Source organism: Rhodoluna sp. KAS3 (genome assembly GCF_026000575.1).
Lineage (GTDB): Bacteria > Actinomycetota > Actinomycetes > Actinomycetales > Microbacteriaceae > Rhodoluna.
Map to the genome: position 1 here is coordinate 1,052,945 of NZ_AP026910.1, position 25,453 is coordinate 1,078,397.

Here is a 25,453-nt window from a genome sequence, read left to right on the forward strand (position 1 = left end):
CTAGAGAACTTTCTTAACCACGCTTGACTTGAGCATCATTGGTCCAAAGCCATCGACTTTTGCATCGATGTCGTGGCCATCAGCGCCGTTCACGAGGCGAATATTGCGCACTTTGGTGCCAACTTTTATCGCAGACGATGCGCCCTTGACCTTTAGGTCTTTGGCGATGGTAACAGTGTCTCCGTCAGCCAGAATGTTTCCGACCGAGTCTTTTACAACACGTGCTGCTTCAGGTGAATCGGAATCGCTATCATCGGCAGCAACCCACTCATGAGCGCACTCTGGGCAAACCAACAGGGCACCCATTTCATAGGTGTACTCGCATGCGCACTGAGGGCATGACGGAAGATTTTCTGCCATTACTTTAGGACCACTGCCTGGCCAACAATTACGTTTTCACCGTTAAACGTCATGGTTGGTGAACCGTAAAGCTGGTAGCCGTTTTCTAGATGCAGGCTAACTTTCGAACAAAACTCTGAGTTATCGATTCCGGTAAGCATTTTGTAAGGCTTGGTGAAATCTGGGGTTGCTGGGGCCTCAGGGTTTGCTGAGGGCAAAGCGCAACTCTCCCACTCTTGTGCGTCATTTTGTTCAGTCATGCTTCAAGTTTGCCACAGCGGCTAAAGAAAAACCCCGACCATTTGATGGCCGGGGTTGATCGATAAGCACTAATTAGCCCATGTGGAAATACGGAACGATTAGGTAGATTCCGTAAAGCACTGATGCGGCACAGATGGTGAACATCACGTAAGCACCGATTCGGAAAACCACCTCAAGCGGATTGGTCGAATCGCGCACCTCGAGCGATGGGCTCTTTTCAGTGGTTTCTAGAATGTGGCGGGCGTTGGTCAACCAACGCATGCCCAACGAAAATGCTGCTGTGATAAACACGCTGGCACCGATGGCTACTCCAGCCACCAGCAAAAGGGAATCCCACTTAATCATTATTTGCCACCCTTTGCACTTGCTGCTGCCTTTTTAGCTGCCGCAGCAGCTTTTGCCGCTGCCTTACGAACCTCACGCGGTGAGGCAATTACCTCAGACGCGCCTTCAACTTCACTCAAGACGTTGGTGTGAGTGATTCGGTTGCGACGTGAAATCTGGAAAATCGCGATTGAACCGGCAACCACCAAAACGGTGTCAGCCAAAAGGCCAACCGGGCCAGACAACACTAGGAGTGCAGAAAGAGCGCCGACACCACCAGCAGCAGGAAGGGTTAGCAACCAACCGGTCACAATGTGACCTGCCTTGGTCCAACGGATCTGACCACCCTTGCGACCTAGACCAGCACCCATCACACCACCAGAAGCCACCTGAGTGGTTGACAGCGCAAAACCGAGGTTGCTTGAAGCCAAAATTGTGGCTGCGGTTGAAACCTCTGATGCCAGACCCTGAGCCGGCTTGATCTCTGAAAGACCAGTTCCCATGGTCTTGATGATGCGCCATCCACCAGCGTAGGTACCGGCTGCAATTGCAACGGCAGCACCGATGATTACCCACCACTCAACGTGATCACCGGTGGACTGTAGGCCAGCGGCTACTAGAACCAAAGTGATAACACCCATGGTCTTCTGCGCATCGTTGGTTCCGTGAGACAGTGCAACAAGTGATGAGGTGAAAACCTGACCAACCTTGAAGTTGGCACGACCGGTTCCAATGCCTGTGGCCTTGCGGGCCTCTTGCGAACGAGCGGTTAGGAAGTAAGCCACGCGGGTAGCCAAGAAAGCCGCCAAACCGGCAATCACCGGAGCGAATAGCGATGGCAAGACCAGCTTTTCGAGCACGGCTGGGTAGTTGACAGCAGCAAAACCGCCGTAAACCAAAGCTGCACCGATGAGGCCACCGAAGAGAGCGTGTGATGAAGATGAAGGAAGACCTAGCAACCAAGTGGTTAGGTTCCAAAGAATGGCGCCGGTCAGACCAGCGAAAACCATTTCAGGGCCGATGTTTACGCCCTCGCTGATCAACGAAACCGAAATTGCCTTGGCAACAGCGGTTGACAGAAACGCACCGGCAAAGTTCATCAGCGCTGCAATTAGAACGGCAGTGCGAGGCTTGAGTGCACCAGTCGCAATAGCGGTGGCACTCGAGTTTGCGGTGTCGTGAAAACCGTTGGTGAAGTCAAAGAAAAGCGCAAGGCCAACAACGAGCCCTACTACGAGTATTGGATCCACGGGATACTTTCTACTTAGTGACCGGGAGATTGACGCTTAGCAAACGGAAGCCAAACATCCTGTTTACCTTAGAAACTGAAGGTTAACGGAAGGTGAACAACGGCTACCTATTGAATACTGTAATACCCCAGCTGGCACCCCAGATTTGACCGGGTAACAGCCAAATCAGATCTTGCCCCGTGTTGAAAGAATTTGCCGCCGATGTCTGCGGCTCAATGGCAATGGCCTTGATTGTGCCGTCAGCAGCCGGGTAGTTATCTGGGCTAAAAATGCAGGTGTGCTTTAGCTCACTGGATTGCCAAAGGCCAACCACCGTACCATCGGGGGCTTCGAGGTAGGTGTGAGCCCTGGCGTCTTCATCAAATACCAAATCAGTGAACGAATTATCTAGGTGAGTTTTACAGAGCGGGCGCCCTGCGGACAGATCAAAGTCGGTACCGGCTGTGGCGATTTTCTGCACCGGCAGCATGCGTTCATCGGTGAGCACCACCGATGCGGCTGTTGTTGTCAGAACCAAATCAGCAGTATCAAAGGGGCTAATTTGCAGGTACGGGTGGCTTCCGATAGCAAATGGCGCCTCTGATGCCGACTGGTTTAGAGCCTCAAATTCAACGGCTATGCCGTCATCGGTGAGTGTGTAGGTGACCCGGATTTCTAGCTCGAAGGGGTAACCAGAAGCTGCAGGAAGCTTTCCCATTAGAACAATCGCATCCTCAGCCCTATGCATAACGTCATACTCGTAATCCAAGAGCAGTCCGTGATTAGACAATCGATTAATTGGATCTGTGATGGGCAGTTGCTGCGGTCCAGTGCTGGACATCCAGCGCGCCTCATCCAGGCGATTGACCCACGGGGCCATGACCACTCCCTCGAGGAAAGCGGTGCGGGTGCGATTTGGGCCTGGAACCAAGAACTCACGGTCGTCGATTTGAAGTGAAACCAATGCCGCTGCGACACTCGAAATAACGGCAGAGAGTTCTCCGTTAGGGCTGGTTTTTTTGAGGCTAAACTGTACCCCAGAGGCAGATGGCATGCCTCTAGCCTAGCCAGCAAGCTGGGTCTATCTGCAGATAAAACTTTAGGAAAAGGGCGCATGACCAGCTCAAGAAAGCTTTCAACCAAACTGGCTGACGGCCGTGACCTTTTTTACTTCGATGATGCCGGCTCCACGCTGCCTGCTGATCGCCGTCCAGACTCTCGTGAACTCGGCGAGCGCCCAGCGGTTGCCCAGATGCGACTGGATTCGCTAACCGGCGAATGGATCTCAGTTGCCGCTGCAAGACACAACCGAGCATTCTTGCCACCAGCTAACCAGTGCCCACTGTGCCCAACTACCGAGAGCAATAAATCGGAACTGCCTGACAACTTTGATGTTGCGGTTTTTGAAAACAAGAGTCCCTCTTTTGGTCCTTCACTACTTGAGGTTGACGACCCAAACTATTCAGTCATCGAAAACCTCGAACTTGGCAGCACCCGCGATTCAATTGGCCGCTGTGAAGTTGTAGTTTTCAGCCCGGAGCACCTTGGTTCACTTGGCCAGATGCCAGTTTCTAGAGTGCGAACCGTAATTGATGCCTGGACCGATCGCACCGCCGAACTCAAGTCCCTACCGGGTGTTCGTCAGGTGTTCCCGTTTGAAAACCGCGGCCAAGAAATTGGTGTGACGCTCCACCACCCTCACGGACAGATTTACTCATACCCTTACGTGACACCGCGCACGCGCAAAGTTCTTGACTCAATCAAGGCCTACGGACCAGATCTGTTTGCCGACACCCTGGCGTTTGAACAGAATAGCGAGCGAGTGGTGATTGCAGGATCACACTTCACCGCCTACGTGCCTTTCGCAGCACGCTGGCCGATTGAGATTCACCTGCTACCTCACCGCCATGTCAATGACTTCACCGGCTTGACCGATGAAGAACGCGACGAACTAGCTGTAATTTATTCACGTTTGCTTCGAGCCCTCGACCGCATCTATGACACTCCAACTCCATACATTGCGGCTTGGCACCAGGCTCCATCTGTACCTGGCGGAGAAAACGTCAGACTGCAGCTTCAAATCACCTCACCGCGCCGCGCAGAAGACAAGCTCAAGTACTTGGCTGGCTCTGAGAGCGCAATGGGCGCATTTATTGCGGACTTCCCGCCAGAAGTATCAGCCGAGCTAATTAGGGGCGCACTTAAGTGACCAACGAACTTGTTTCAAAAACATCGATGGGCTTTACCGAGCTTTATGGCTACCAGCCGACTGGCGTTTGGTCAGCACCTGGGCGAGTAAACCTCATCGGTGAGCACACCGATTACAACGAGGGCTTTGTCTTTCCGTTTGCCATCAACCGCCGCACATTTGCGGCAATTGCTCTGCGTGATGACAACCTAGTGCGCGTCTCATCCAGCTTTTCACCGGTGATTCATGAAACCGACGTAACCAACATCACCAAAACCGATGACAACGATTGGGCCGCCTACCCATTCGGTGTGGCTTGGTCGATCCAGCAGTTGTCGAAGGTAACTGCCACCGGTTTTGATTGCTACATCGAGTCTGATGTTCCAGTTGGTGCCGGCCTGTCTTCATCAGCTGCGATTGAATGTGCAGTTTCTTTGGCCCTCAATGACTTGTGGAATGCTGGTTTGGACCGCCGGGCGTTGGCTCGCGCCGGACAGATGGGCGAGAACGAAATTGTTGGCGCACCTACCGGAATCATGGACCAGTCAGCATCACTTCTCGGTGAAACCGACCACGGAGTGTTTCTGGACTGCCGCAGCCTAGAAGCAAAGCCGATTGCCCTTGGATTTGCTGAAGCCGGACTTGAGCTTCTGATTATCGACACCAAGGTGGCTCACCGCTTGGTCGATGGCGGGTACGCGGCTCGACGCGCAGCCTGCGAGGCTGGCGCTGCAGCCATGGGCGTAAAAAGCCTGCGTGAACTTAGCGCCGATGATCTGGCCAAGGCCAAAGAGCTTCTCGACGACGTGACTTTCCGCCGAGTACGCCACGTAGTGACCGAGAATCAGCGCGTTCTAGACACAATCGACACTCTTGCCAAGCAGGGGCCACGAGCTGTTGGCGAGCTGTTGCACGCTTCACACGTTTCGCTGCGCGATGACTTCGAAGTTTCGGTAGACGAGCTAGATACAGCCGTTGAGATTGCCATGCGGCACGGCGCCATCGGTGCTCGAATGACCGGCGGCGGTTTCGGCGGTGCAGCAATTGCGCTAACCCCGGTTGAGCTAATCAGCGAGGTAACCCTTTCGGTCATCGCCGAGTTTGAAGCCTTGGGCTACGCCAAGCCAGACATTTTTGCCGTATCACCGGCACCTGGAGCCATTCGCGAAATTTAGAGGAATGGATCTGGAGTCATTACGTACTTAGTCTCTAGGTACTCTTGAATTCCCTCAAGACCACCCTCACGGCCGGTTCCTGACTCTTTTACGCCACCGAATGGTGCTGCTGCGTTAGAGACCAAACCGGTGTTGAGACCAGTCATTCCTGTGTCAAGCGACTCAACCAAACGCAAGCCCCGCTTTAGGTCTTGGGTGAAGGCGTAGCTGATCAAACCGTATTCGGTGTCGTTGGCCAGCGCTACAGCCTCGTCTTCAGTTTTGAAGCGCACGATTGGTGCCACTGGGCCAAAGATTTCTTCTTTCAAAATCGTCGAGCCAGGCTGAACGTTATCTATAACGGTAGGGGTAAAGAAATATCCGTCACCGGCAACCGACTGACCACCGGTAATCACCTGGCCACCCTCACGAACAGTGGCCTCAACTAGGCGCTCCATGTTTGCCCGCGCCCGCTGATCAATAACCGGACCACAGGTGGTGTCAGCATCGAGACCGCGGCCAAGCTGCAGTTGGCCCATGCGAGCCGCAAACCGGTGAGCAAATTCTTCTGCAACAGATTCGTGAACAATAAAGCGGTTGGCTGCGGTGCAGGCCTGGCCGATATTGCGCATCTTGGCCAACATTGCGCCGTTGACCGCAGAATCCAGATCAGCGTCGGCAAAGACCAGAAACGGCGCGTTGCCACCAAGCTCCATGGATGTCCGAAGCACCCGCTCGGCAGACTGTTCCAGCAACTTTCGACCCACAGCTGTAGAACCGGTGAAGGTGATTTTGCGCAGTCGGCGGTCGGAGATTATCGGTGCTGAAGTAGCTGCCGAAGTGGAGGTGGTGATTACGTTGATGACGCCGGCTGGCACCCCTGCTTCTTCAAAGGTCTTGACCAAAAGCAGTGTGGTCAGCGGGGTTAGTTCGGCCGGCTTAACAACGATGGTGCAACCCGCGGCCAAAGCCGGACCGATTTTGCGCGTTGCCATTGCCAGCGGAAAGTTCCACGGCGTGATTGCGAATGCCGGGCCAACCGGTCGCTTAGCGACCAGCATGCGACCGGTTCCTTCAGGAGAAGAGCCGTATCGGCCAGTAATGCGAACAGCCTCTTCGCTGAACCAGCGCAAAAACTCGTTACCGTAAGTCACCTCGCCGCGCGCCTCGGCAATAGGCTTTCCCATTTCGAGTGAAATCAGCATGGCAAACTCTTCGGCTCGCTCACGAACCAGATCAAAAGTTCGGCGCAAGATCTCGGCCCGCTCACGTGGCGCTGTCTTGGCCCACTTAGCCTGAGCTGCGTCGGCGGCGGCAAGCGCCGCGAGTCCGTCTTGAGCATTAGCATTGGCTATTTCAAGTAGCACTTTGCCGGTAGCAGGGTCTTCAACTTCGATGGCGTTGTCGCCGCGCCCCTCGACCCACTGCCCATCAATGTATAGCCCAGTTGGGACTTTAGCGAGTAGTTCTGCTTCAGATAGCGTCATTGCTTTTCCTTCTTCTTCAACTACTCGTTCGAGAGTTGATCTCCGCATCGATAAAAACCTGTAACTAAGTCGTCGATGGCCTTTTTGGCCTCTGAGGTTACGTTACCCAGAGCGTAGACCGCGAAGGTCAGGCTGGTGCCATCTTTGGCATCGATAAATCCTGCGAGCGTGTAGCCGCGCTTAATCCATCCGGTTTTGGCATGAACCTTGCCGATGGCATCAGAGTTTTCACCCTTGAAGCGGCTCGCGAGTGATCCCGATTCTCCGGACACCGGTAGCGACTGATTGATTAGCGAGAAAACACCCTCACCCTTTTGGACAAAGAGCATTAGATCAGCGATGTATTTTGGTGAAACAGAGTTTAAGTCGCTAAGACCGGATCCGTCTCTAAAAGTCATGCTCGTAGCATCAAGCTCGGTGCCCGCGAGGGCCTTTTTAAAGGCGGTGTTAATTGACGAGAATGAGCCGTCAAAACCTAGGTCCAATGACACTAGTCGAGCCAGCGCCTCAGCCTGGGTATTGTCCGAAACCTGCAGCATGTGGGTAATCCACTTACTAATTGGCTGCGATGAAACCTTGGCAATTTGCGTGGCACCTGCGGTCATCGCGCCTTCAACAACAGTGGCGCCAGTTGCCGCGCTGCCTAGTGCTTGCTTGAAGTACTTTCCGGCGTTAGCAACCGGCTTGGCGCTGCGCCAAGAAGTTTCGGCTGCCGGGTTTGAGCGGTCACCGTCTACCTGTAACGCGGTTACCTCAGACATGTAGCCCTCAGTTTGTTCGCTGCGCTCCCAGCTGGAATCCCACTTGGGACCGGTGAAGAGGGTGGAGTCAAGGATGATTTTGGTGATTGGCACTCCGGCCATTTTTTGCTTCACAGCCACAGCCAGTGTCGAAAGCTTTGGCGCATCGCGATAAACAGACTGCGAGCCAGCTGCTGTGCGGGACAAAGTTACATCACCGCCACCCACCAAAATAATGGTTCCAGGGTCGGTTGCATCTTGATAAACCCGGGTTTCAACACGATAGTTTGGCCCAAGGGTCAAAAGCGCTGCAGCGGCGGTTACGGTTTTCATCACCGATGCTGTTGCCGCCGGAGTGTCTCCGTTGCGGTCAAAAAGAACTTCTTTGGTTTCGGCATTCAAAACTGTTGCCGAGAGCGTTGCTAGCCGAGGATCGGCCGCCAACTCAGCCACTGAACAGGCACGAACATCACTTGGCGACGGGCTAGGGCTGGCTGAAGCAGAGGTCGAAACTGTTGGAGTGCTGCTTGCGGTTGGTTGGGCACCGAAACCAGTAAAGGTAAAGCCGCCGATGATTATTGCCAAAACACCAACTCCGGCGCCAGCACCGATTAGAGCCTGCTTTAGATAAGGGAAGCCGCCCTTTGAATCTGCCAATTATTCTCCAAAAAATCGTTCAGTACACTTCTAGTATGAACCGTCTTTCGAAGTTTTTTACCGCGCTTGCCCTAACAGTCGTGACCATTTTTGGCACTCAATTGGTGGCAAATGCACACACCGATGAACTGGTCACCTATCCTGAGGCGGACTCAATTGTCGACGGCGGGTACATCCCGATTGAAATGACCTTTGCAGAGCCACTCATGATCATGGAAGACGGCTCTGGACACGAGATTGCCGTTACCGACCCAAACGGTGATGTCGTCACGCTTCAGTGTGCAATTCGCACCGGTGTTGACTCGATGACCACCACCATTGCCAGCAACGTGGAGGGCCAGCACACTGTGGCCTGGCGCTCAGTATCAGAGGACGGCCACCCGGTTTCTGGCAGCTTTGCTTTTCAAGTACGTGCGGTGCCAGATTTTGAGGTGCCAGCAAACACCAATCTGATGTGTCCAGAGGGTGAACCGACTGATGTGGATGACCCATCGGTTATTAGCCAAGCGGATGACGCTGAAGTAGACGGCCTAGCTGGTTTTCTTACCGTATTAGCAATTGCCCTACCGCTGGTGGCAATCCTGGGCATCATCGTGGTTTTGATTCGCCGCAAGAAGGCCTAGTCCGCTATTCGGTTAGGTTTGCACCGCAGGTGTAAAACCTGGTTGCCAACGTATCTATGGCTCCGCGAGTGGCTCCGTTGACGTACTTGCCGTCTGCGGTTCTGGCAAAAATTGAGTAGGCCAATCGCGAACCATCGGCTGCGTCAATCACACCAGCCAGACTGTAAAGCCCTGGGATAAATCCGGTTTTACCCTTTACGGCGCCGCGTGCGCTGACGTTCTTGCCGGTGAATCGGTATGCCAAGCCACCCTTTACGCCCGCAACCGGAAGGTAACTCTCCAGTGGTGCAAGAGTTGGATTACCCTTGGCAACGCTGACCATCAACTCAGTAATGAGCTTGGGCGTAACTCGGTTTGCTTGCGCCAAGCCCGAGCCATCTTTCATGATCAACTTCGATGAATCAATGCCGAGGTCGGTAAGCATCTCTTTGACCATCGGCTCGATCGAGGCAAACGAGGCCGGGCGCCCAGTAGCTTTTGCAGCGTGACGAGCGATGAATTCGGTTTCGGTGTTGTCTGAAACCACAGTGGCGTGATCCAACCAGGTGGTAATCGGTTGACTAGCAATCGAAGTCAGGAGCACTGCACCGGCAGGAGTTTTACCTTCAACGAGTTTGGCTTTCTTAGCCAGACCCCCTAGTGCGGTTTTGAACAGGCTTCCGGTTCGACCAATCGGGTCAGTGCTTCGATATCCGCTGTAATCGGTTTTCGAAAGATCAGGACTAGCGCGGTCGGCATCGGTCTGAAGAGCAGTAATTTTTGAGATGTATCCGTTGGTGCGGTCCGAGGGTTTCCATGCTGGGTTGTAGCTTGGCCCCGAGAAGAAACTGCTGTCCAAAATTATCTTGCTGATCGGCACCTCGGCTGTCCAATTGCTATAGACCTTATTTGCCAGCGTGAACATTCGGGTGGCTCGTTCGTAGGTCGTAAACCCATCCTTGGTCACCTGACTCAAAGTGTGGTCTCCCCCGCCCTTGAGCACAATTGTGCCGGGCTCGCCGGGTACCGTAAACACTTTGGTGGTTGCTTTGTAGTCCGTCGGCAAATAGGTCAGTGCCGCCGAAACGCTCAGTACTTTTAACACCGATGCCGATGGCGTTTGATAGGTTCCCCGCTCGTTGATCAAGACCTCGCCGGTTTCAACGTTCACAACGTATGCGTACAGCTTTGCTAGATCTGGGTTAGCCATCGCGGTATTGGCCGAACAGGGCTGAGCCGTTGCCGAAGCCGAAGGAGTTGGCGTTGCGGTTGGCGAGGCACTTGGGCTTGGCGATGCCTCATCAACGGCCGCAGCCGGCCCCGCCACGGCAGCCAGAACTAGGGCCGCTGAGACAGTGACCCCTGCTATTGCTCTGCTGAACTTAACCATTTGGTTCCAGTTTGCCCAACCACAAGCCTAAAGTTCGACTGCCTCGCCGTCTTCGGGCGCATGGCTCTTCCAGCCGAGTTGCGTCCGGATTCGGTTGCTAAACACGTCAGCCGCGCCAGCCTCACCGTGAACCACCAGAACCTGACCAGGCTCCTCCGAGATGGTCTTGAGCCAATCGACCAGCTCATCCGCATCTGCGTGCACAGAGAATGAACCCATTTGCTCGATCTGCGCCTTGACCGGAACAAAGACGCCGTGCATTTTGACCTCTTGCTCGCCATCTGCCAATCGACGGCCTCGAGTACCCATGGCCTGAAAACCAACCAGGATTACCGTGTGAAGTTGGTTTGGAAGCATGTCCCTTAGGTGGTGCACAACGCGCCCACCGGTAGCCATACCCGATGCAGAAATGATGATGCAGGGTGACTTTGGGTTGTTGATGGTCTTGGATTGCTCAACTGTCTCAAGCTCGACCAGGGTGCCTGGGTTGAACGGGTCTTTACCGCGCCACTCGGCAACGATCTCGGGGCGGATCTCGGCAGACCCCTCATCGATGGCTTCGCGGTAAAACCGGAGCGCCTTGAGGGCCATCGGTGAATCGGCGTAAACCGGAACCCTAGGTATGCGGCCCGCTTCCATCAGTTCGCGAATTTCCACCAGGATTACCTCGGTGCGGTCTACCGCAAACGCAGGAATCAAGACCGAACCTCCGCGCTGGATTGTCTGAGTGATTGCCTGCTCAAAATTGGTGCTTGGCTGCACGTGCTCACGGTCACCGTAGGTTGACTCTGTGATTACCGCATCGTATCGCTGCTGCGGAATGTCTTCAGGTGGAGCAAGCAGAGGGTGGTGTTCGCGACCCATGTCACCGGTGAAAAGCAGTTTTTTACCAAAGAACTCGACCACTAGAAATGCTGCGCCAAGGATGTGGCCAGCAGGATAAAAAGTCACGTAGGTTTCTTCGGCTACCTTGATGCGTTCGCGAAACGGGTGAACGGCAAACTGCTCAACAGCCTGCGCAGCGTCTTTCTCTTCGTAGAGCGCCTGTGGTGGGTTGTGCTTTGAGAATCCCTTTTTAGCCGCATACTTGGCGTCTTCAGTTTGAATTCGCGCAGAGTCTCGAAGCACCACTTCGGCCAATTTTCCGGTGTACTTCGATAGGTGAATCTTTCCGCGGAAACCATCCTTGACCAGCTTTGGAATGTAACCGCAGTGATCGAGGTGTGCGTGGGTCAAAATAACGGCGCTCAACTCGGCCGGGTCAATTGGCAGCGGGGTCCAGTTTTTGAGCCTCAGCTCCTTTAGCCCCTGAAATAATCCGGCGTCAACCATTACTTTTGTCTGCCCGCAAGAAAGTAAGAATCGGCTACCGGTTACTGTTCCGGCCGCCCCCAAAAATCGAATCGAAACTTTGCTCATAGCCTGAGTCTAAGTCTGACCACCCTTAAGTGGGACACTTGAATTATGAGCAAGGTTTTTAGAAACAATTATTTCTTGGTGGGTGCGACCCTGCTCAGCCTTGCCATCGGACTTACCCTCCAATATGTAGGCAGCGAATTCTCAGGACAAGTTGCATTTGGTGTAGGCGCTTCGATTGGCCTTTACCTGTCGTCATGGCTGCTTATTAGAGCCATCAAAAATCGCGAGATGGGTAGCGACGTACTGGCGTTGATTTCAATCCTGGCCACCATGCTCACTGGCGAATGGCTGGCGGCAAGTGTGGTTTCAGTGATGCTGGCATCGGGGCGGGCCCTCGAGACGTGGGCTGAGGGCCGAGCCCAAAATCAACTCAAGGCGCTACTTGATCGAGCACCACGGGTAGCCCACGTAATTCGTGCAGATTCAGAAATTGTCGACATCGGCATCAACGATGTCCAAGTTGGCGACCGCCTTTTGGTGAGGTCCGGAGAAGTTGTTCCGATTGACGGCAAGCTCGTCAACGCGGGAACCTTCGATGAGTCAGCGCTGACCGGTGAACCCCTGCCGGTTTACCGGGCCGCTCAAGAGGCAGTTCAATCTGGTGTTCTGAACTCTGACGGGCAGGTCGAGCTAGTCACGACGGCAACCTCGGCCAACTCAACCTATTCGAACCTAATTCGGCTGGTTCAAGAAGCTCAGGCAAATACGGCCAATGGAGTGCGGGTGGCAAATCGTTGGGCGGTTGCATTCGTGCCCTTTGCAATTGGCCTATCTCTCTTGACCTGGGTCATCACCGGTGAACTATCTACGGCGGTTGCGGTAATTGTGGCTGCTACCCCGTGCCCCCTGATCTTGGCCGTGCCAGTGGCTGTTATTTCTGGCATGTCACGAGCAGCCAGTTTGGGCGCAATCATCAAGGGTGGTGCAGCGCTCGAGCAGTTGGCCCGAGCTAAAACCGTCTTGCTCGATAAAACGGGAACTCTGACCCAGGGCGGGCCTGAAATCAGCACGATTCGATTTGCCGACGGCACAGACGGTGATCTGGTTCTTAATTTGGCAGCCTCGCTCGACCAGAGCAGCCCTCACGTGGTAGCCAGGGCGCTGGTAACTGAGGCAAAGCGCCGCGGTCTCAGCCTGAGCCAAGCAACTGAAGTCAGCGAGGTGCACGGGCACGGACTCAGTGGCACAGTGCAGGGCCACCAGGTTACGGTCGGTCAGCCGAGCATCGAGCTACCCGAATGGGCCAGCCTCCAAAACGCTCTTCTGGTTGCGGTGACCGTAGACGGCAAACTATCAGCCATCATTGGCCTCGATGACCCACTTCGAGATGAATCAAAAACTACGGTTCAGAACCTTCGCAAACTTGGGGTTGACCGTGTGATTTTGGTTTCGGGCGACCGCCAAACGACTGCCACCGATGTTGGCCAGGCGGTTGGCGCTGACGAGGCCTACGGCGCTTGCAGCCCAGAGCAAAAACTTGTAATTCTGCGGAGCGAAATGTCCAACTCCAAAGGTGCCGTTATTGCTGTCGGTGACGGCATAAATGATGCTCCGGCACTTGCCGCTGCCCACGTTGGTGTGGCGATGGGTGCTCGCGGCGCCACTGCTGCCAGTGAGGCCGCCGATGTGGTGATTGTTGAGGATTCGATCAGGCACTTGGCCCTAGCAATTGATGCAGCCCAAGGTGCCAGAAAACGTGCGCTTCAGGCAGCCGGTGTTGGAATGGGCCTAGCCATGGTGGCTATGTTTGCTGCAGCCTTCGGATTTATAAATGCCACCGGAAGCGCGGTGAGCCAAGAGGCTATTGACGTTGCCGCAATCTTGTGGGCGCTGGTGCCACCCAAAAAACGCGTTTAGTCCAGCTGCACGAATTCGTCCAGCGGAGCCTTGCGACCTGCCACAACCAAGAAGTCACCGGTGTTCAAAACGGTGTCTGGGAAAGCCGGCGAATACTCACTGTCACCGTGGCTGGTTGCCACAACGGTCACGCCGTAGGTGCTGCGAATCTTCAGGTCGGCAAGGGTCTGACCGCTGAATGACTCTGGGCAAACCGCCTTGACCATTACAAAGTCTTCATCGATGTGAACATAGTCGAGAGATTCACCCGAGACCATGTGGGCCACGCGGCGACCCATCTCGTACTCTGGGAAAATCACGTGATGCGCACCAAGCTGCTGCAGAATCTTGCCGTGAGACTTTGAGTTTGCCTTGGCCCAAACCTGCTTGATACCTAGCTGCAGCAAAAGTGATGTGGTCAAAATGCTGGATTCAAGATCAGCACCGATGGCCACCACCGCTGAGTCAACATCTGCAAGACCGAGCTCTTTAAGTGTTTCTTCGTCAGTGGTGTCTGCCGTAACCACGTGGGTCAGCTGACCAGCGAGCGACTGAACCAAGCGCTCATCGGTGTCAATACCAAGAACCTGGTGACCGCCATTTACCAACTCAATCGCTAGGGCAGAACCAAATCGACCTAGGCCGATGACGGCAACGTTAGCCGCGTGAAAGCCACGCTTGCGAGTTGGTTTGTTTGACTTAGGCATTAGGCCACCTTCTCTTCAATCATTACTGTAGTTGCGCTAGCCAATTAGAGGCCTCTCGCGAGGGTATTCGAAGTGTCGTTTTGTCTTGCGGAGGGCCAGCGATGTTGCCACCACAATCGGACCTAGACGCCCAAATAGCATGAGCAGCGATAGCAAGAATTTTGCGTGATCAGGCAGTTGCATCGTGATTCCGGTTGAGAGACCGGTGGTACCGACTGCCGATACAACTTCGAACAGAATTTGGTCGAGGCTAAAGTCAGTGGTTAGTCGAAGCAAAACCGTGGCACCGATTACCACTGTTGCCGAAAGACCCACGATGGTTAGGGCCTGGCGTTGCATAGATCGAGGTAGGCGACGGTTACCGATGTTGACAGCAGCTTCACCTCGAATTTCGGTGTAGATGACGTAGAACAGGACCACGGCGGTACCAAGCTTGATACCGCCGGCAGTTGATGCACTGGCACCACCGATAAACATCAGGATGTCCATGATCAGCCACGAGCTCGGGTAAACCCCAGCCATGTCCATGGCGTTGAACCCGGCGGTTCTTGGCATAACCGCCGCAAAGATACTGTCGAGAATTTTGTCAAAGGAATTCAACGGCCCCAAGGTCTTTGGGTTATTCCATTCCAGCACGGCGATAAATACGGTTCCGACAATCAGTAGGACCAAAGTTGCCCAGAGCACGATTCTTGAGTTGAGCGACCACTGAGCCGGAAGGCCGTAGGACGATGGCAGGCCTCGGTGGGAGCGCCATTTGTCTTTGGCGCGGTCGCGGATTTCAACAATCACCGGAAAGCCCAGGCTGGCAATAATCACGGTCATAAACATCGGAATTAAAATCCAGCCGTCTCGGGCAAAGCCGATCATGCTGTCTGCGTACAGCGCGAAGCCTGCGTTGTTGAAGGCCGAGATAGCGTGAAAGGCTCCGTGACCTAAGGCTTTATCGAATTCATAGCCGTAGTGGGTGTAAAAACGAATGGCCAAGAACACAAACAACAGGCCTTGGAAGAACAGCATTAATTTGGCAATGTTCTTTAGCAATCCCTTTACGTCTGGAGCCACGGCCAGCGATGCTTCTGAGGTGGTGAGCATCTTGTTCGACAGCGAAATACGGCCATCGAGAAGGTAACCCACCAAGGTTGCAAAGCCGATGATTCCGAAACCACCGATTTGAATCAAAACAGCGATGATCCAGTCGCCGAGCTGATTCCAGTGATTCTCGACATCTAGGGTGCTAAGGCCAGTTACTGTAACGGCCGAAGTCGCCGTGAACAGGGCATCCAGAAAGGGAGTTGAAACTCCAGACTTGGTGGCTGCCGGCAGCATCAAAACAAAAGTGCCGAGAAGAATAATTACGGTAAATGCGAGTGCGACTAAGCGACTCGGTTGCAGTCTTTGGCGACTGGACATTCAGATACCTCTTCCGGAGACATCCAAAAGCCTACTCCTATGGAGCGCCTAAAGAGCCTCAGAGCCACCTTGGGGAATTGAACCCCAGACCTGCTCTTTACGAGGGAGCTGCTCTACCAACTGAGCTAAGGCGGCGCGCTGCTAATTGCAACTGAAAAAGTTTACTGCTGCGGCAGCGCTCCGATGCGTTTTAGGCGGTCAATTGCGCCATCTTCAATTGGGCTCTCCGGGCCAATCGCGACTCGCATGGCACGCAAAACAAAACGGGTTAGCGGCTGAATAATCCACCTTGGCTTGGCTTTCAGACCGAGTTCGGCTCTAAACTCTGGCCGCATCGAAACTACTGCTGCGTCGAACAGCAGGTTGTAGATGGGCTTGGCCAGACCGGGTAGTGGCGGATTCTTTATAAATTTCACAACATCGATGGTGTCTTCGGTCGCTGCCAAAATCCCGGCATCTCGGATTTCATCGATTGCCGCGGTTAGCTCAACCTGGTTCATCGGGGTGCTCTTCAAACCGAGCGGAGCAACCGAGACACTCCACTGCGAAATGTAGTTATCGGCACCCGAAGCCGCCTCACCCTTTGGAATCGGTCGTGAAGCAAACATTTCGTGCGCCACCAGAAAAGACTCCATGAAAGCAATGTGCACCCACAGCAACAAGTCTTTATCAGCAGCCCGATAATCACGCACCTCACCCGCACCGGTTTGATAACGACCAGTAACGGTTTTGTGCAGGCGGTTTACCCGCCCAGCCTCATTCATTACCGCCGCTTTTGAACCAAAGGTAGTTACCGTGAGCCAACGAATTGTTCCGGCCAGCCTGCCGAGGGGGTCCTGCTCATAACGCGAGTGATTCTTGACCCCGGTTAGTGAGCCAGGATGCAACGCCTGCATCAACAGAGCACGTATTCCACCGACCAGAGTTCCGAAATCTGCATGGACTACCCATGGGGCATCGGTCGGCACAAAGAATCCGGGTTCGTCACCAGCAGCGATTGCCTCAAGCCAAGGCGGAACACCATCTGGGTCGCCAGAGAGCAGGCGGCGAAACCGTTTGGAAAGGTTTTCTTGTAATGCATTGTTTGACAAGTAGTTGCGCCTAACCTTATTTACGACATCTCGAGAAAGAGCAACCATGAAAGAACTAGATCTAATCCAGCTTTGGGTAAAAGCCCGCAATCACATCATTGTTTCTCAACTGGCGCCAACCGCTCTGCTAATTTTTGCCATCGCAATTTTGCCAAGCATGACCATGGCCTCACTCACTCACCAGATGGCGTTCATCTTGGTACTACTCTCGAGTGGTGTTCTAGGTGCCGCAGCTCAGATTTCTTCGGCAAATGAAGCCACCGCCATTGCACACGACCTGCGCAACCTCGAATCAAAATCTGCTGTTTCAGCACGGATTGGGGCAACCGCACCGTGGCTTGCAATCGTTAAGTTTGGTACCCCGGCAATTTTCACACTCACCTACATCGCAATTTTGATGCAGCTTTTCTTGGGCTACATGCGCTACTAATCAATACGACAGAAACCCCCGACCTCGGTTGAAAAACCAAAAGTCGGGGGTTTCTTTTTGTCTTAGTGCTGGACCGCCTTGCCAATTGCGGCGCCGGTCATTGAGCGAACCTCAAGTTCGGCGTACTTAGCGGTGTTGTTCTCGTTGGAGGTGATGGTGCCCAACCAACCCATAAAGAAACCGAATGGGATTGAAACAATACCCGGGTTATTCAATGGGAAGTAGTTGAACTTCACACAGTCAACAGCGTCCGGCAAACACTTAATAAAGCTGGTCTCGGCACCCGATACGTTGCCTGAGAACACCAACAGAACCAGCGCCATGCCAAGGCCGCCGTAAATTGCCCAGACTGCTCCGCGAGTATTGAATCGCTTCCAGAATAGTGAGAACAGCACGGCAGGCAGGTTAGCCGATGCCGCGATGGCAAAGGCAATAGCCACCAGGAAGGCAACGTTCAAGCCCTGCGCACCGATTGCCAGAACAATCGAAACCGCACCAATCAAAATGGCTGCAATTCGAGCCACGTTGACCTCTTTTTTAGGGTCAACGTTGCCCTTCTTGATCACGTTGGCATAGAAGTCATGCGCAAACGATGACGAGCTGGCTAGGGTCAATCCAGCCACCACAGCCAAGATGGTCGCGAAGGCAATTGCACCGATAATCGCGAGCATGGTTGCACCGCCGGTTTCGCCGGCTATGTTTGTGCCCAGTTCTTTTGCCAGCAGAGGTGCGGCTAGGTTGCCGCCCTTGTCAGCCTCTTTGATTGCCGTGGACCCCACCAAAGCGGCAGCGCCAAAGCCTAGGGCAATAGTCATCAGATAGAACACACCGATGTTTCCGATTGCCCAGTTAACCGAGGTGCGGGCCGCTTTTGCCGTTGGCACGGTGTAGAAGCGGATGAGAATATGAGGCAGACCTGCGGTTCCGAGAACCAAAGCCAAACCAAGTGAAATTAGGTCCAGCTTGTTCATCAGGGTCTTGAATGGGTCACCCTCAACCTCAACGCCATACTTATTGCCCGGGTTCAACAACTCTGGGTTGCCGCTGAGTTTTTGCGCCTGACCAAGCATCGCGCTGATATCAAAGCCAAAGCGGGCCAGCACCATGATGGTCAAGACCGTGGCACCAATCATCAGCAGGAATGCCTTGACGATTTGCACGTACGTGGTGCCCTTCATGCCACCCACAGTTACGTAAACAATCATCAAAATGCCAACCACACCGATAATCAGGTTTTTGGCTGCCGTGTCAGTTGGGTCAATTCCTAGCAGCAGCGCAACCAGGCTTCCGGCACCGACCATTTGGGCCAGTAGGTAGAAGATTGAGACCACAACGGTTGAGGCCGAAGCTGCTGAGCGCACTGGGCGCTGCTTCATTCGGAAAGCAACTACGTCACCCATCGTGAAGCGGCCGGAGTTTCTAAGCGGCTCGGCAACCAGCAGCAGGGCCACCAGCCAGGCAACCAAGAAGCCGATTGAATACAAGAAACCGTCGTATCCGGCGAGCGCAATCATTCCAGCAATTCCAAGGAACGAGGCCGCCGACATGTAGTCGCCGGCAATGGCCAGGCCATTTTGGAAACCTGAGAACGATGCTCCGCCGTCGTAGAAGTCCGAGGAGTTCTTCTTGTTTGACTTACCCGCCCGAATTACCAGGACCAGCGTGAAGAGTACGAAGACAACAAACAGGATTGTGGAGAGAGTTGTCGAGTTCATGCTTTGTGCCCAATCTGCTCGTTGATCTTGTCTCTCAGCGAGTCAGAAGCAGCATCGAGGTGCTTACTGGAGTGGCGCTCGTAAAGCCAAGCAATAAAAAAGGTTGATGCAAACTGCAAAACGCCAAGGATGATGGCGATGTTTATGTTGGGTGCCACCTCTGTGCTTACCCAATCACGGGCAAACGCTGTGAGGAGGATGTAACCGAAATACCAAACCAGGAAGGCTACTGTGACCGGAAACGCGAAGCCGCGGAACCGACGCTTTAGATCCTGGAATTCGGGGCTGGCCTGAGTTTCGGCCCAAACCCTTTCATTCTCTGAAGATCCCAATTGAACTCCAATGTCCAAGAAATCACGCCGAGGCATCTTTGCCAGAGCGTAGGGTGCTGGGGCACTCTAGCCTGAGCCTATCCAAAATTGGAAAAGATTTTTACAAAATCTGTTTAGGTAACAATTTCGTTATCGATTAGCAATTTGGGTCTTCGGTTGGCACTACATCCTTGATGAAATAGCCATCAACCACCTGCTCAATACAGGTGCTGCCCTGACCGTAAGCGGTGTGACCCTCACCATTCCAAGTGATTAGCTGGGCGTTTTCAAGAACCTCGTTGGCAAGTGCAACGGCATCGGTGTACGGGGTTGCCGGGTCACCGGTGGTGCCGATTACCAGGATGGTTTTAGAACCTGAAGCAGCGTAGCTGTCTGGGCGGTCGGCAACCGGAATCGGCCAGACCTCGCAGCCCAGCGCGCCGTTTTGCCAGTACCTGCCGAACACACTGCTGGCTTCCAGAGCAATAGCGTTTTGAGCGGCCATAGAAGCTGCGTCACTGGCAGATCTAGAATCCAGGCATGAGATGGCAATATTGGCTTCCATCTGGTTTGAGCCATACTGGCCGTTCTCGTCGCGTTCGTTGTAGGTGTCAGCCAACAGGATGAACGTTGTGCCGTCACCAGCCTTTAGCTCACTGAACGCCTGACTCAAATAGGGCCAGTAACCCTGACTGTAAAGCGGCATAATCATGCCGGTGATGGCTCCCCAAATGGTCAGCTCTCTACCGTCTTGAGTTGCAACCGGATTCTTCTCAAGCTTTAGCAAGAGTGCCGAAATCTGACTCAGTGCCGAACTCATGCTCCCGGTAAAAGGGCAGTCCGATGTTTCCAGGCAATCGGCGAGAAAGTTCTTGAGAGCTTGATCAAAACCAATTAGCTGCCCGATGCTCTGTTCTTCGTCCGATTTGGTCGGGTCAATAGCTCCGTCCAAAACCATCCGACCAACCCTGGCTGGATACAGTTCGGCATAGGTGGCACCCAAGAAGGTTCCGTAGCTGAAACCCAGGTAGTTGATTTGCTCTTCGCCAAAAACCGCTCGCAAAATGTCCATGTCACGAGCCGCCGAGACAGTATCGATGTATGCCAGCTCTGGGCCGGTGTTAGCCAAGCAGGCGTCGGCAAAAATCCGGTAGGCCTGACGAGTTAGCGCAATGTCCTCGGCACTGTTGAGTTCGGCATCATTTTGGCCGTACAAGAGGTCATCGGTGTCTTTGGCATTTAGGCATTTGACCGTGGGCTCGCTGGCACCAACACCGCGTGGGTCAAAACCCACAAGGTTGAAACTGTTGCGGAGGGTATCGGTGCCCAGCTGCTCTGCCGAATTCATAATCCAGCTGTAGCCAGAACCACCCGGACCACCTGGGTTGAAGATGATCGAACCGAGAGATTCGGCTTGGTCGGCTTTGCGATAGGCAACTGCCAGAGTTAGTGAACCGGCTGATGGGTCTTGCCAGTTGAGCGGAACCTCAACCTCTCCGCAATAGGTTTGCTCGCCACCGCACGCTGACCAACTGACCGATTGGGTATAGAAACTTTTTAGATCTGCCGATATCGATGGGTCATCAAGTGGCTCAGGACCCTGAACCGGAGCGGCACAGCCGGTCAGCAACATCACCGAGGCAACTGCAGCGGTAAGCAGCTTTCGGAACCTTGGCACTAGACACCCTTTCGACGGAGAGCCACGGCCAGTGCCTCTAGGGCCATCAAGTCACGGACATTCGAGTCGATGCGAATTCTCGCGGTAGCGATTGCTTCGAGTTTTTTAATCGTTTCGGCACTCGTAGTTGAGTTTGCAACCTCGGTCACACCCGGGCGCATCTCTTCATTAACCAGAGGAACGTTTGCTGAAATCTGCAGTGTCAGAATGTCTCGGTATAGCGACATTAGGTCTACCAAAATACGATCTAGGCCATCGCGCACACTTCGAGTTGCACGACGCTTTTGGCTTTCTTCCATGGCCTTGAGGTCAGACTTTAGGTTATTCGGAATAGCATCGCCCGGCTGCAACCCGAGCGACTTGAGCATGGCGGCCTTTTCTTCGGCATCTCGCTCAACCGTTAGGGCCTCGGCATCTTTTTTAGCAATTTCAAGCCAACGTTCGGCCGTGTTCACAGCTGATGTGACACCGGTAATGGTCAGTGCCGCCATCAGAGTTTCGCGACGCCGACTTCTGGCCTCGCTGCTGGTTGCCAAACGGCGTGCCATACCGATGTGGCTTTGGGCCTCGGCAGCCACCTGATGGGCCAACTTGGCATCAATTCTATTGCCCTCGATGAGCAGACGTGCAACCTCTTCAATTGCCGGAACCTTGAGCCCAACGCGGCGCACGCGCGAGCGAATGGTCGGAAGCATATCTGCTTCAGACGGTGCGCAAAGTAGCCAGATGGTTCCAGCAGGCGGCTCTTCGAGTGCCTTCAAAAGCACGTTGGAAGAACGCTCCTGCATTCGGTCGGCGTCTTCAATCAGCATGATTCGAAGCTTGCCGAGCGAACCACCAAACTGTGAATTAGCAACCAGTTCTCGAACCTCATCAATCGAGATGACCACGCGCTCAGTGGCTAGTACAGAAATATCTGGGTGGCTACCCGCAGCGGCCATCACGCAACTTTTACACTGACCGCAACCGTCATCGGGGCACAGCAGAGCAGCAGCAAAGGCGTGGGCCAGATTTGATCTACCCGAACCTGGCGGGCCCGTCATTAACCAAGCGTGGTGCACGCCCTGGCTCTTGTGCTCAACCGCTTGCTGAAGTTGACCGACAGCCTCGGGCTGACCCAAGAGATCACGCCAGACCGGCTTAAAGTCTTGAGTTTGAGTCATCTACTGAGCCAAAAGTTGGTCTACGCGGGCACGGATACTGGTTTGCATTTGCTCAACGGTTTGGCTGGCATCAACCACAAAGAATCGTTCCGGCTCAGCCGCAGCTAGGTCTAGAAACGACTGGCGGACAGCTTCAAAGAACTCGATTTTTTCGCGCTCGAGTCGGTCCGGCTCCTGGCCGGTTTGGTTGCGGCGTAGGCCAGCAGCGCTGGCATCAAGATCTAGCAAAATAGTCAGGTTTGGCAAGAGGCCATCTGTGGCAAAAAGTGAAAGATCGCGAACCTGCTGAGCTTTGAGATCGCGGCCGGCACCCTGATAGGCAACCGATGAGTCTAGATACCGATCGGTGATGACTACCTGCCCGGCTTCTAGTGCAGGGCGAACTTTGGTTGCGACATGGTGGGCGCGGTCTGCGGCGTAAAGCAGGGCCTCAGCGCGTGGAGCAACATCACCCTTGCGGTGCAGCAGAAGGTGACGAATTTCTTGACCCAGCTCTGTGCCACCGGGTTCAAAAGTGCGAACAATTTCATGACCGAGGTCACGCAAGTGTTGTTCAAGCAAGTCGGCCTGAGTGGACTTGCCGACCCCGTCAATGCCCTCGAAAGAAATAAACCAACCCGGCATTACTTCTTCTTTCGCGTTCCGGCCTTTACAACCTTGGTTGTGCTCGCGATCTTTTTCTTTGGCTTGCCAGCTTTGGCTGGTGCCTCACCCGGCTCGAGGCCAAGCTTTTCTCGACGAATCGCCAACAGCTCAAACGCAGTATCGGCAGACATCTCTTCAAGATTTTCATCCTTCGGAACAGTTGCGTTCACAGCGCCATCGGTTACGTAGAGACCGAATTGGCCAGTCTTGGCGAATACCGGCAAGCCCGACGCTGGGTCTTCGCCAAACTCCTTGAGCGGTGTTGCCGCGGTACGACGGCCTCCGTACTTAGGCTGGGCAAAAATCTCGAGCGCTCCGGCTAGGTCGAGAGAAAATAGCTGATCCTCAGAGGCCAGCGAACGCGAGTCCTTGCCCTTCATTAGATACGGGCCAAATTTTCCGTTTTGAGCCGTGATTTCGGTTCCAGATTCTGGGTCCACCCCGATGGTGCGAGGCAGCGATAGCAGCGCAATTGCATCTTCAAGCGTCAAGGTCTCTGGACTCATGGTCTTGAACAGCGATGCGGTTTTTGGCTTCGCAGCGTGCTCGTCATCCAGGGTTACGTATGGGCCGTAGCGGCCATCCTTGAACAAAATGTTGAAACCGGTAGAAGGGTCAACGCCCATAACGCGGTCGGTAATCACCGGTGCATCGATGAGCTGCTGGGCCTTTGCCGGGGTTAGCTCATCGGGTGCTAGACCCTCTGGGATGTTCACGATACGACGGCCGTTTTCGTCGGCGCCTTCAGCTTCTGGTGACCCCATTACCTCGATGTAAGGACCGTACTTGCCGGTACGAAGCGTGATGTCTGGGCCGATTGAGATTGAGTTGATGGCTCTAGGGTCGCTATCGCCAAGGTTCTCAACCGTTGGGCGCAAGCCTTCAGTTGATCCGCCACCGAAGTAGAACTGCTTGAGCCAGTCACTTCGATCAAGTTCACCCGACGCAATGCGGTCTAGGTCCTCCTCCATCTGGGCGGTGAAGGCATAGTCAACTAGGTTGCCAAAGTTTTCTTCGAGGAATCGAGTAACTGTGAACGCAATCCACTCGGGAACCAACGCCTGACCGCGCTTTGAAACGTATCCCTTGTTGATGATGGTCGAAAGGATCGCGGCATAAGTTGACGGTCTGCCGATTCCGTCTTCTTCAAGCGCCTTAACCAAAGATGCTTCAGTGAAGCGAGGTGGAGGTGAAGTCTGGTGGTCTTTAGCCACAACATCGATGGCCTTCAAAGCCTGACCGACAGTTAGGTTCGGCAGCTTCGACTCTTTTTCATCGCCGTCGCCATCTCGAGATTCATCCTGGCTTTCCTCATAGGCGGCCATGAATCCGCGGAAAATTACAACTGTTCCCGAGGCGGTAAATTCAGCCGCTGTGCCACCCGAAATCGGTGTGACGCCAATTTTTGCGGTGGTGGTCGAGACCTTGGCGTCTTGCATCTGTGATGCAACAGTGCGCTTCCAGATCAGGTCGTAAAGATCAAAAGCACGGCCACTCAAGACGCTGGCTAGCTCAGATGGGTGCTTGAAAACCTCACCGGCAGGACGAATAGCCTCGTGGGCCTCTTGAGCATTTTTAGATTTACCCTGGTAGACGCGCGGCTTGTCTGGAACGTACTCAGCACCAAACATTTTTGAGGCCTGGCTGCGAGCTGCATTGATGGCCTGGGTCGAAAGCGTTGGAGAGTCGGTACGCATGTAGGTGATGTGACCGTCTTGATACAGCGACTGCGCGGTATCCATGGTCTGCTTTGCCGACATACGGAGTTTGCGGGACGCTTCTTGCTGAAGGGTCGAGGTGGTGAACGGTGCTGCCGGACGACGAGTGCTGGCCTTTGATTCAACCGACGAAACCGAGATTTTGGCGGTACCGGCCTTGACCGATTCGGCGAGCGCCTGAGCCTGGTCAGCACCCAAGAGAAGTACATCTGCCGTTAGCTGACCGGCATCGTTAAAGCTCTGACCGGTAGCAATGCGCTTTCCATCGATGCTCTGAAGCTTGGCAACGAATTGAGGTTCTCCGGCTACCTGCGAGTCAAAGGTTGCCTCAACGTCGTTATACGAAGCCGAAACAAAGGCCATGCGCTCTCGCTCACGCTCAACCACCAGGCGCATTGCTGGCGACTGAACTCGACCCGCACTTAGGCCACGGTTGATCTTGCGCCAAAGAATCGGTGAAATCTCATAACCGTATAGGCGGTCGACTACACGACGGGTTTCTTGGGCCTGAACCAGGTTGTCATCTACCGCGCGGGTGTGCTCAAGTGCAGATTGAATAGCCTCTTTGGTGATTTCGTGAAACACCATGCGCTTGACAGGAACTTTTGGTTTCAAAATTTGAAGCAAATGCCACGCGATGGCCTCACCCTCGCGGTCTTCATCGGTAGCGAGATAGAGCTCCTCAGCGCCAACCAGAGCCTTTTTTAGGTCTGAGACAGTTTTGCTTTTGCCTGGTGAAATTGCGTAGTACGGCTCAAAGTCGTTTTCGATGTCAATCGAAAACTTGGCTAGGGAGCCCTTCTTTTTGTCTGCTGGCAAGTCCTTAGGGTCGACAAGATCACGGATGTGGCCGATTGAAGCCAAGACCGTGTAGTCGTTGCCTAGATACTTTGAAATCGTTTTGGCCTTAGCCGGCGACTCAACGATTACCAATTTGTGGCTAGCAGCCAAATGAT

At 54.0% G+C, this 25,453-nt stretch carries 23 protein-coding genes and 1 tRNA gene; 5 read left to right on the forward strand and 19 right to left on the reverse strand.

The window, feature by feature from the left end:
• The 5 genes from OO731_RS05295 to OO731_RS05315 form a co-directional block, all read right to left on the reverse strand.
• Positions 1–360, reverse strand: a complete 360-nt coding sequence (locus OO731_RS05295; protein ID WP_264889917.1) for a zinc ribbon domain-containing protein YjdM — start codon at positions 358–360, stop codon at positions 1–3.
• Positions 360–599: a DUF1737 domain-containing protein gene (locus tag OO731_RS05300; RefSeq protein WP_264889918.1), complete on the reverse strand. Its 240-nt coding sequence runs from the start codon at positions 597–599 to the stop codon at positions 360–362. The genes OO731_RS05295 and OO731_RS05300 overlap by 1 nt, the downstream gene beginning before the upstream one ends.
• Positions 600–672: 73 nt before the next feature.
• Positions 673–945 (reverse strand): hypothetical protein, encoded by a 273-nt coding sequence (locus OO731_RS05305; RefSeq protein ID WP_264889919.1) that lies wholly within the window; start codon positions 943–945, stop codon positions 673–675.
• Positions 945–2,174: an inorganic phosphate transporter gene (locus OO731_RS05310; protein WP_264889920.1), complete on the reverse strand. Its 1,230-nt coding sequence runs from the start codon at positions 2,172–2,174 to the stop codon at positions 945–947. The genes OO731_RS05305 and OO731_RS05310 overlap by 1 nt, the downstream gene beginning before the upstream one ends.
• 103 nt (positions 2,175–2,277) lie before the next feature.
• On the reverse strand, positions 2,278–3,207 hold the full coding sequence (locus OO731_RS05315; RefSeq protein ID WP_264889921.1) for a hypothetical protein: 930 nt from the start codon (positions 3,205–3,207) through the stop codon (positions 2,278–2,280).
• 60 nt (positions 3,208–3,267) lie between these two features.
• On the opposite strand from OO731_RS05315, the gene galT reads away from it, so the two are divergent.
• Complete coding sequence (galT, locus tag OO731_RS05320; RefSeq protein WP_264889922.1) at positions 3,268–4,362, forward strand: galactose-1-phosphate uridylyltransferase; 1,095 nt, start codon at positions 3,268–3,270, stop codon at positions 4,360–4,362.
• Between the two features lie 26 nt (positions 4,363–4,388).
• A complete protein-coding gene (gene galK / locus OO731_RS05325) occupies positions 4,389–5,516 on the forward strand; it encodes a galactokinase (RefSeq protein ID WP_264890676.1) in 1,128 nt (375 codons plus the stop codon).
• Here galK and OO731_RS05330 read toward each other — a convergent pair.
• On the reverse strand, positions 5,513–6,982 hold the full coding sequence (locus OO731_RS05330; protein ID WP_264889923.1) for an NAD-dependent succinate-semialdehyde dehydrogenase: 1,470 nt from the start codon (positions 6,980–6,982) through the stop codon (positions 5,513–5,515). The genes galK and OO731_RS05330 overlap by 4 nt on opposite strands.
• Positions 6,983–7,002: 20 nt before the next feature.
• On the reverse strand, positions 7,003–8,379 hold the full coding sequence (gene dacB, locus OO731_RS05335; RefSeq protein ID WP_264889924.1) for a D-alanyl-D-alanine carboxypeptidase/D-alanyl-D-alanine-endopeptidase: 1,377 nt from the start codon (positions 8,377–8,379) through the stop codon (positions 7,003–7,005).
• A gap of 35 nt (positions 8,380–8,414) precedes the next feature.
• Between dacB (OO731_RS05335) and OO731_RS05340 the strand changes: the two genes are divergently transcribed.
• Positions 8,415–9,002, forward strand: coding sequence for a copper resistance CopC family protein (locus tag OO731_RS05340; RefSeq protein WP_264889925.1), 588 nt, complete (start codon positions 8,415–8,417; stop codon positions 9,000–9,002).
• Positions 9,003–9,006: 4 nt separating this feature from the next.
• On the opposite strand, the gene dacB (OO731_RS05345) is transcribed toward OO731_RS05340, so the two are convergent.
• Positions 9,007–10,371 (reverse strand): D-alanyl-D-alanine carboxypeptidase/D-alanyl-D-alanine-endopeptidase, encoded by a 1,365-nt coding sequence (gene dacB, locus OO731_RS05345; protein WP_264889926.1) that lies wholly within the window; start codon positions 10,369–10,371, stop codon positions 9,007–9,009.
• A 27-nt stretch (positions 10,372–10,398) separates the two neighbouring features.
• Entirely contained in the window at positions 10,399–11,790 is a 1,392-nt protein-coding gene (locus OO731_RS05350; RefSeq protein ID WP_264889927.1) for an MBL fold metallo-hydrolase, read from the reverse strand.
• A gap of 45 nt (positions 11,791–11,835) precedes the next feature.
• Between OO731_RS05350 and OO731_RS05355 the strand changes: the two genes are divergently transcribed.
• Positions 11,836–13,647, forward strand: coding sequence for a heavy metal translocating P-type ATPase (locus OO731_RS05355; RefSeq protein WP_264889928.1), 1,812 nt, complete (start codon positions 11,836–11,838; stop codon positions 13,645–13,647).
• On the opposite strand, the gene OO731_RS05360 is transcribed toward OO731_RS05355, so the two are convergent.
• From OO731_RS05360 to OO731_RS05375, 4 genes are all read right to left on the reverse strand, one after another.
• The gene (locus tag OO731_RS05360; protein WP_264889929.1) at positions 13,644–14,333 is read right to left on the reverse strand and encodes a TrkA family potassium uptake protein; all 690 of its coding nucleotides are present in this window, start codon (positions 14,331–14,333) and stop codon (positions 13,644–13,646) included. The two genes, OO731_RS05355 and OO731_RS05360, sit on opposite strands and share 4 nt — an antisense overlap.
• A 36-nt stretch (positions 14,334–14,369) precedes the next feature.
• Positions 14,370–15,746 (reverse strand): potassium transporter TrkG, encoded by a 1,377-nt coding sequence (locus OO731_RS05365; RefSeq protein WP_264889930.1) that lies wholly within the window; start codon positions 15,744–15,746, stop codon positions 14,370–14,372.
• A 62-nt stretch (positions 15,747–15,808) separates the two neighbouring features.
• Positions 15,809–15,881, reverse strand: a tRNA-Thr gene (locus tag OO731_RS05370).
• A gap of 26 nt (positions 15,882–15,907) precedes the next feature.
• Positions 15,908–16,837 (reverse strand): oxygenase MpaB family protein, encoded by a 930-nt coding sequence (locus OO731_RS05375; RefSeq protein WP_264889931.1) that lies wholly within the window; start codon positions 16,835–16,837, stop codon positions 15,908–15,910.
• A gap of 46 nt (positions 16,838–16,883) precedes the next feature.
• Between OO731_RS05375 and OO731_RS05380 the strand changes: the two genes are divergently transcribed.
• Positions 16,884–17,267: a hypothetical protein gene (locus OO731_RS05380; protein WP_264889932.1), complete on the forward strand. Its 384-nt coding sequence runs from the start codon at positions 16,884–16,886 to the stop codon at positions 17,265–17,267.
• A 62-nt stretch (positions 17,268–17,329) separates the two neighbouring features.
• Here OO731_RS05380 and OO731_RS05385 read toward each other — a convergent pair whose 3' ends face one another.
• From OO731_RS05385 to topA, 6 genes are all read right to left on the reverse strand, one after another.
• On the reverse strand, positions 17,330–18,982 hold the full coding sequence (locus OO731_RS05385; protein ID WP_264889933.1) for a cation acetate symporter: 1,653 nt from the start codon (positions 18,980–18,982) through the stop codon (positions 17,330–17,332).
• Complete coding sequence (locus OO731_RS05390) at positions 18,979–19,350, reverse strand: DUF485 domain-containing protein (protein ID WP_264889934.1); 372 nt, start codon at positions 19,348–19,350, stop codon at positions 18,979–18,981. Before OO731_RS05390 ends, OO731_RS05385 begins: the two co-directional genes overlap by 4 nt.
• Before the next feature lie 100 nt (positions 19,351–19,450).
• Complete coding sequence (locus OO731_RS05395; RefSeq protein ID WP_264889935.1) at positions 19,451–20,971, reverse strand: alpha/beta hydrolase; 1,521 nt, start codon at positions 20,969–20,971, stop codon at positions 19,451–19,453.
• A complete protein-coding gene (locus OO731_RS05400) occupies positions 20,971–22,134 on the reverse strand; it encodes a DNA polymerase III subunit delta' (RefSeq protein ID WP_264889936.1) in 1,164 nt (387 codons plus the stop codon). The genes OO731_RS05395 and OO731_RS05400 overlap by 1 nt, the downstream gene beginning before the upstream one ends.
• A complete protein-coding gene (gene tmk, locus OO731_RS05405; protein WP_264889937.1) occupies positions 22,135–22,758 on the reverse strand; it encodes a dTMP kinase in 624 nt (207 codons plus the stop codon). It lies immediately after the preceding gene.
• On the reverse strand, positions 22,758–25,448 hold the full coding sequence (gene topA, locus OO731_RS05410) for a type I DNA topoisomerase (RefSeq protein WP_264889938.1): 2,691 nt from the start codon (positions 25,446–25,448) through the stop codon (positions 22,758–22,760). The genes tmk and topA overlap by 1 nt, the downstream gene beginning before the upstream one ends.
• Positions 25,449–25,453 lie beyond the last annotated feature (5 nt).

What these genes read in the sequence shown, in the direction of transcription:
- OO731_RS05305 (WP_264889919.1), bottom strand. Translation starts at nt 945, where the DNA reads ATGATTAAGTGGGATTCCCTTTTGCTGGTGGCTGGAGTAGCCATCGGT.
- OO731_RS05365 (WP_264889930.1), bottom strand. Translation starts at nt 15,746, where the DNA reads ATGTCCAGTCGCCAAAGACTGCAACCGAGTCGCTTAGTCGCACTCGCA.
- OO731_RS05380 (WP_264889932.1), top strand. Translation starts at nt 16,884, where the DNA reads ATGAAAGAACTAGATCTAATCCAGCTTTGGGTAAAAGCCCGCAATCAC.
- galT (WP_264889922.1), top strand. Translation starts at nt 3,268, where the DNA reads ATGACCAGCTCAAGAAAGCTTTCAACCAAACTGGCTGACGGCCGTGAC.
- OO731_RS05355 (WP_264889928.1), top strand. Translation starts at nt 11,836, where the DNA reads ATGAGCAAGGTTTTTAGAAACAATTATTTCTTGGTGGGTGCGACCCTG.
- OO731_RS05330 (WP_264889923.1), bottom strand. Translation starts at nt 6,982, where the DNA reads ATGACGCTATCTGAAGCAGAACTACTCGCTAAAGTCCCAACTGGGCTA.
- OO731_RS05315 (WP_264889921.1), bottom strand. Translation starts at nt 3,207, where the DNA reads ATGCCATCTGCCTCTGGGGTACAGTTTAGCCTCAAAAAAACCAGCCCT.
- OO731_RS05340 (WP_264889925.1), top strand. Translation starts at nt 8,415, where the DNA reads ATGAACCGTCTTTCGAAGTTTTTTACCGCGCTTGCCCTAACAGTCGTG.
- galK (WP_264890676.1), top strand. Translation starts at nt 4,389, where the DNA reads ATGGGCTTTACCGAGCTTTATGGCTACCAGCCGACTGGCGTTTGGTCA.
- OO731_RS05390 (WP_264889934.1), bottom strand. Translation starts at nt 19,350, where the DNA reads ATGCCTCGGCGTGATTTCTTGGACATTGGAGTTCAATTGGGATCTTCA.
- OO731_RS05400 (WP_264889936.1), bottom strand. Translation starts at nt 22,134, where the DNA reads ATGACTCAAACTCAAGACTTTAAGCCGGTCTGGCGTGATCTCTTGGGT.
- OO731_RS05300 (WP_264889918.1), bottom strand. Translation starts at nt 599, where the DNA reads ATGACTGAACAAAATGACGCACAAGAGTGGGAGAGTTGCGCTTTGCCC.
- OO731_RS05295 (WP_264889917.1), bottom strand. Translation starts at nt 360, where the DNA reads ATGGCAGAAAATCTTCCGTCATGCCCTCAGTGCGCATGCGAGTACACC.
- OO731_RS05350 (WP_264889927.1), bottom strand. Translation starts at nt 11,790, where the DNA reads ATGAGCAAAGTTTCGATTCGATTTTTGGGGGCGGCCGGAACAGTAACC.
- tmk (WP_264889937.1), bottom strand. Translation starts at nt 22,758, where the DNA reads ATGCCGGGTTGGTTTATTTCTTTCGAGGGCATTGACGGGGTCGGCAAG.
- OO731_RS05385 (WP_264889933.1), bottom strand. Translation starts at nt 18,982, where the DNA reads ATGAACTCGACAACTCTCTCCACAATCCTGTTTGTTGTCTTCGTACTC.
- OO731_RS05360 (WP_264889929.1), bottom strand. Translation starts at nt 14,333, where the DNA reads ATGCCTAAGTCAAACAAACCAACTCGCAAGCGTGGCTTTCACGCGGCT.
- dacB (WP_264889926.1), bottom strand. Translation starts at nt 10,371, where the DNA reads ATGGTTAAGTTCAGCAGAGCAATAGCAGGGGTCACTGTCTCAGCGGCC.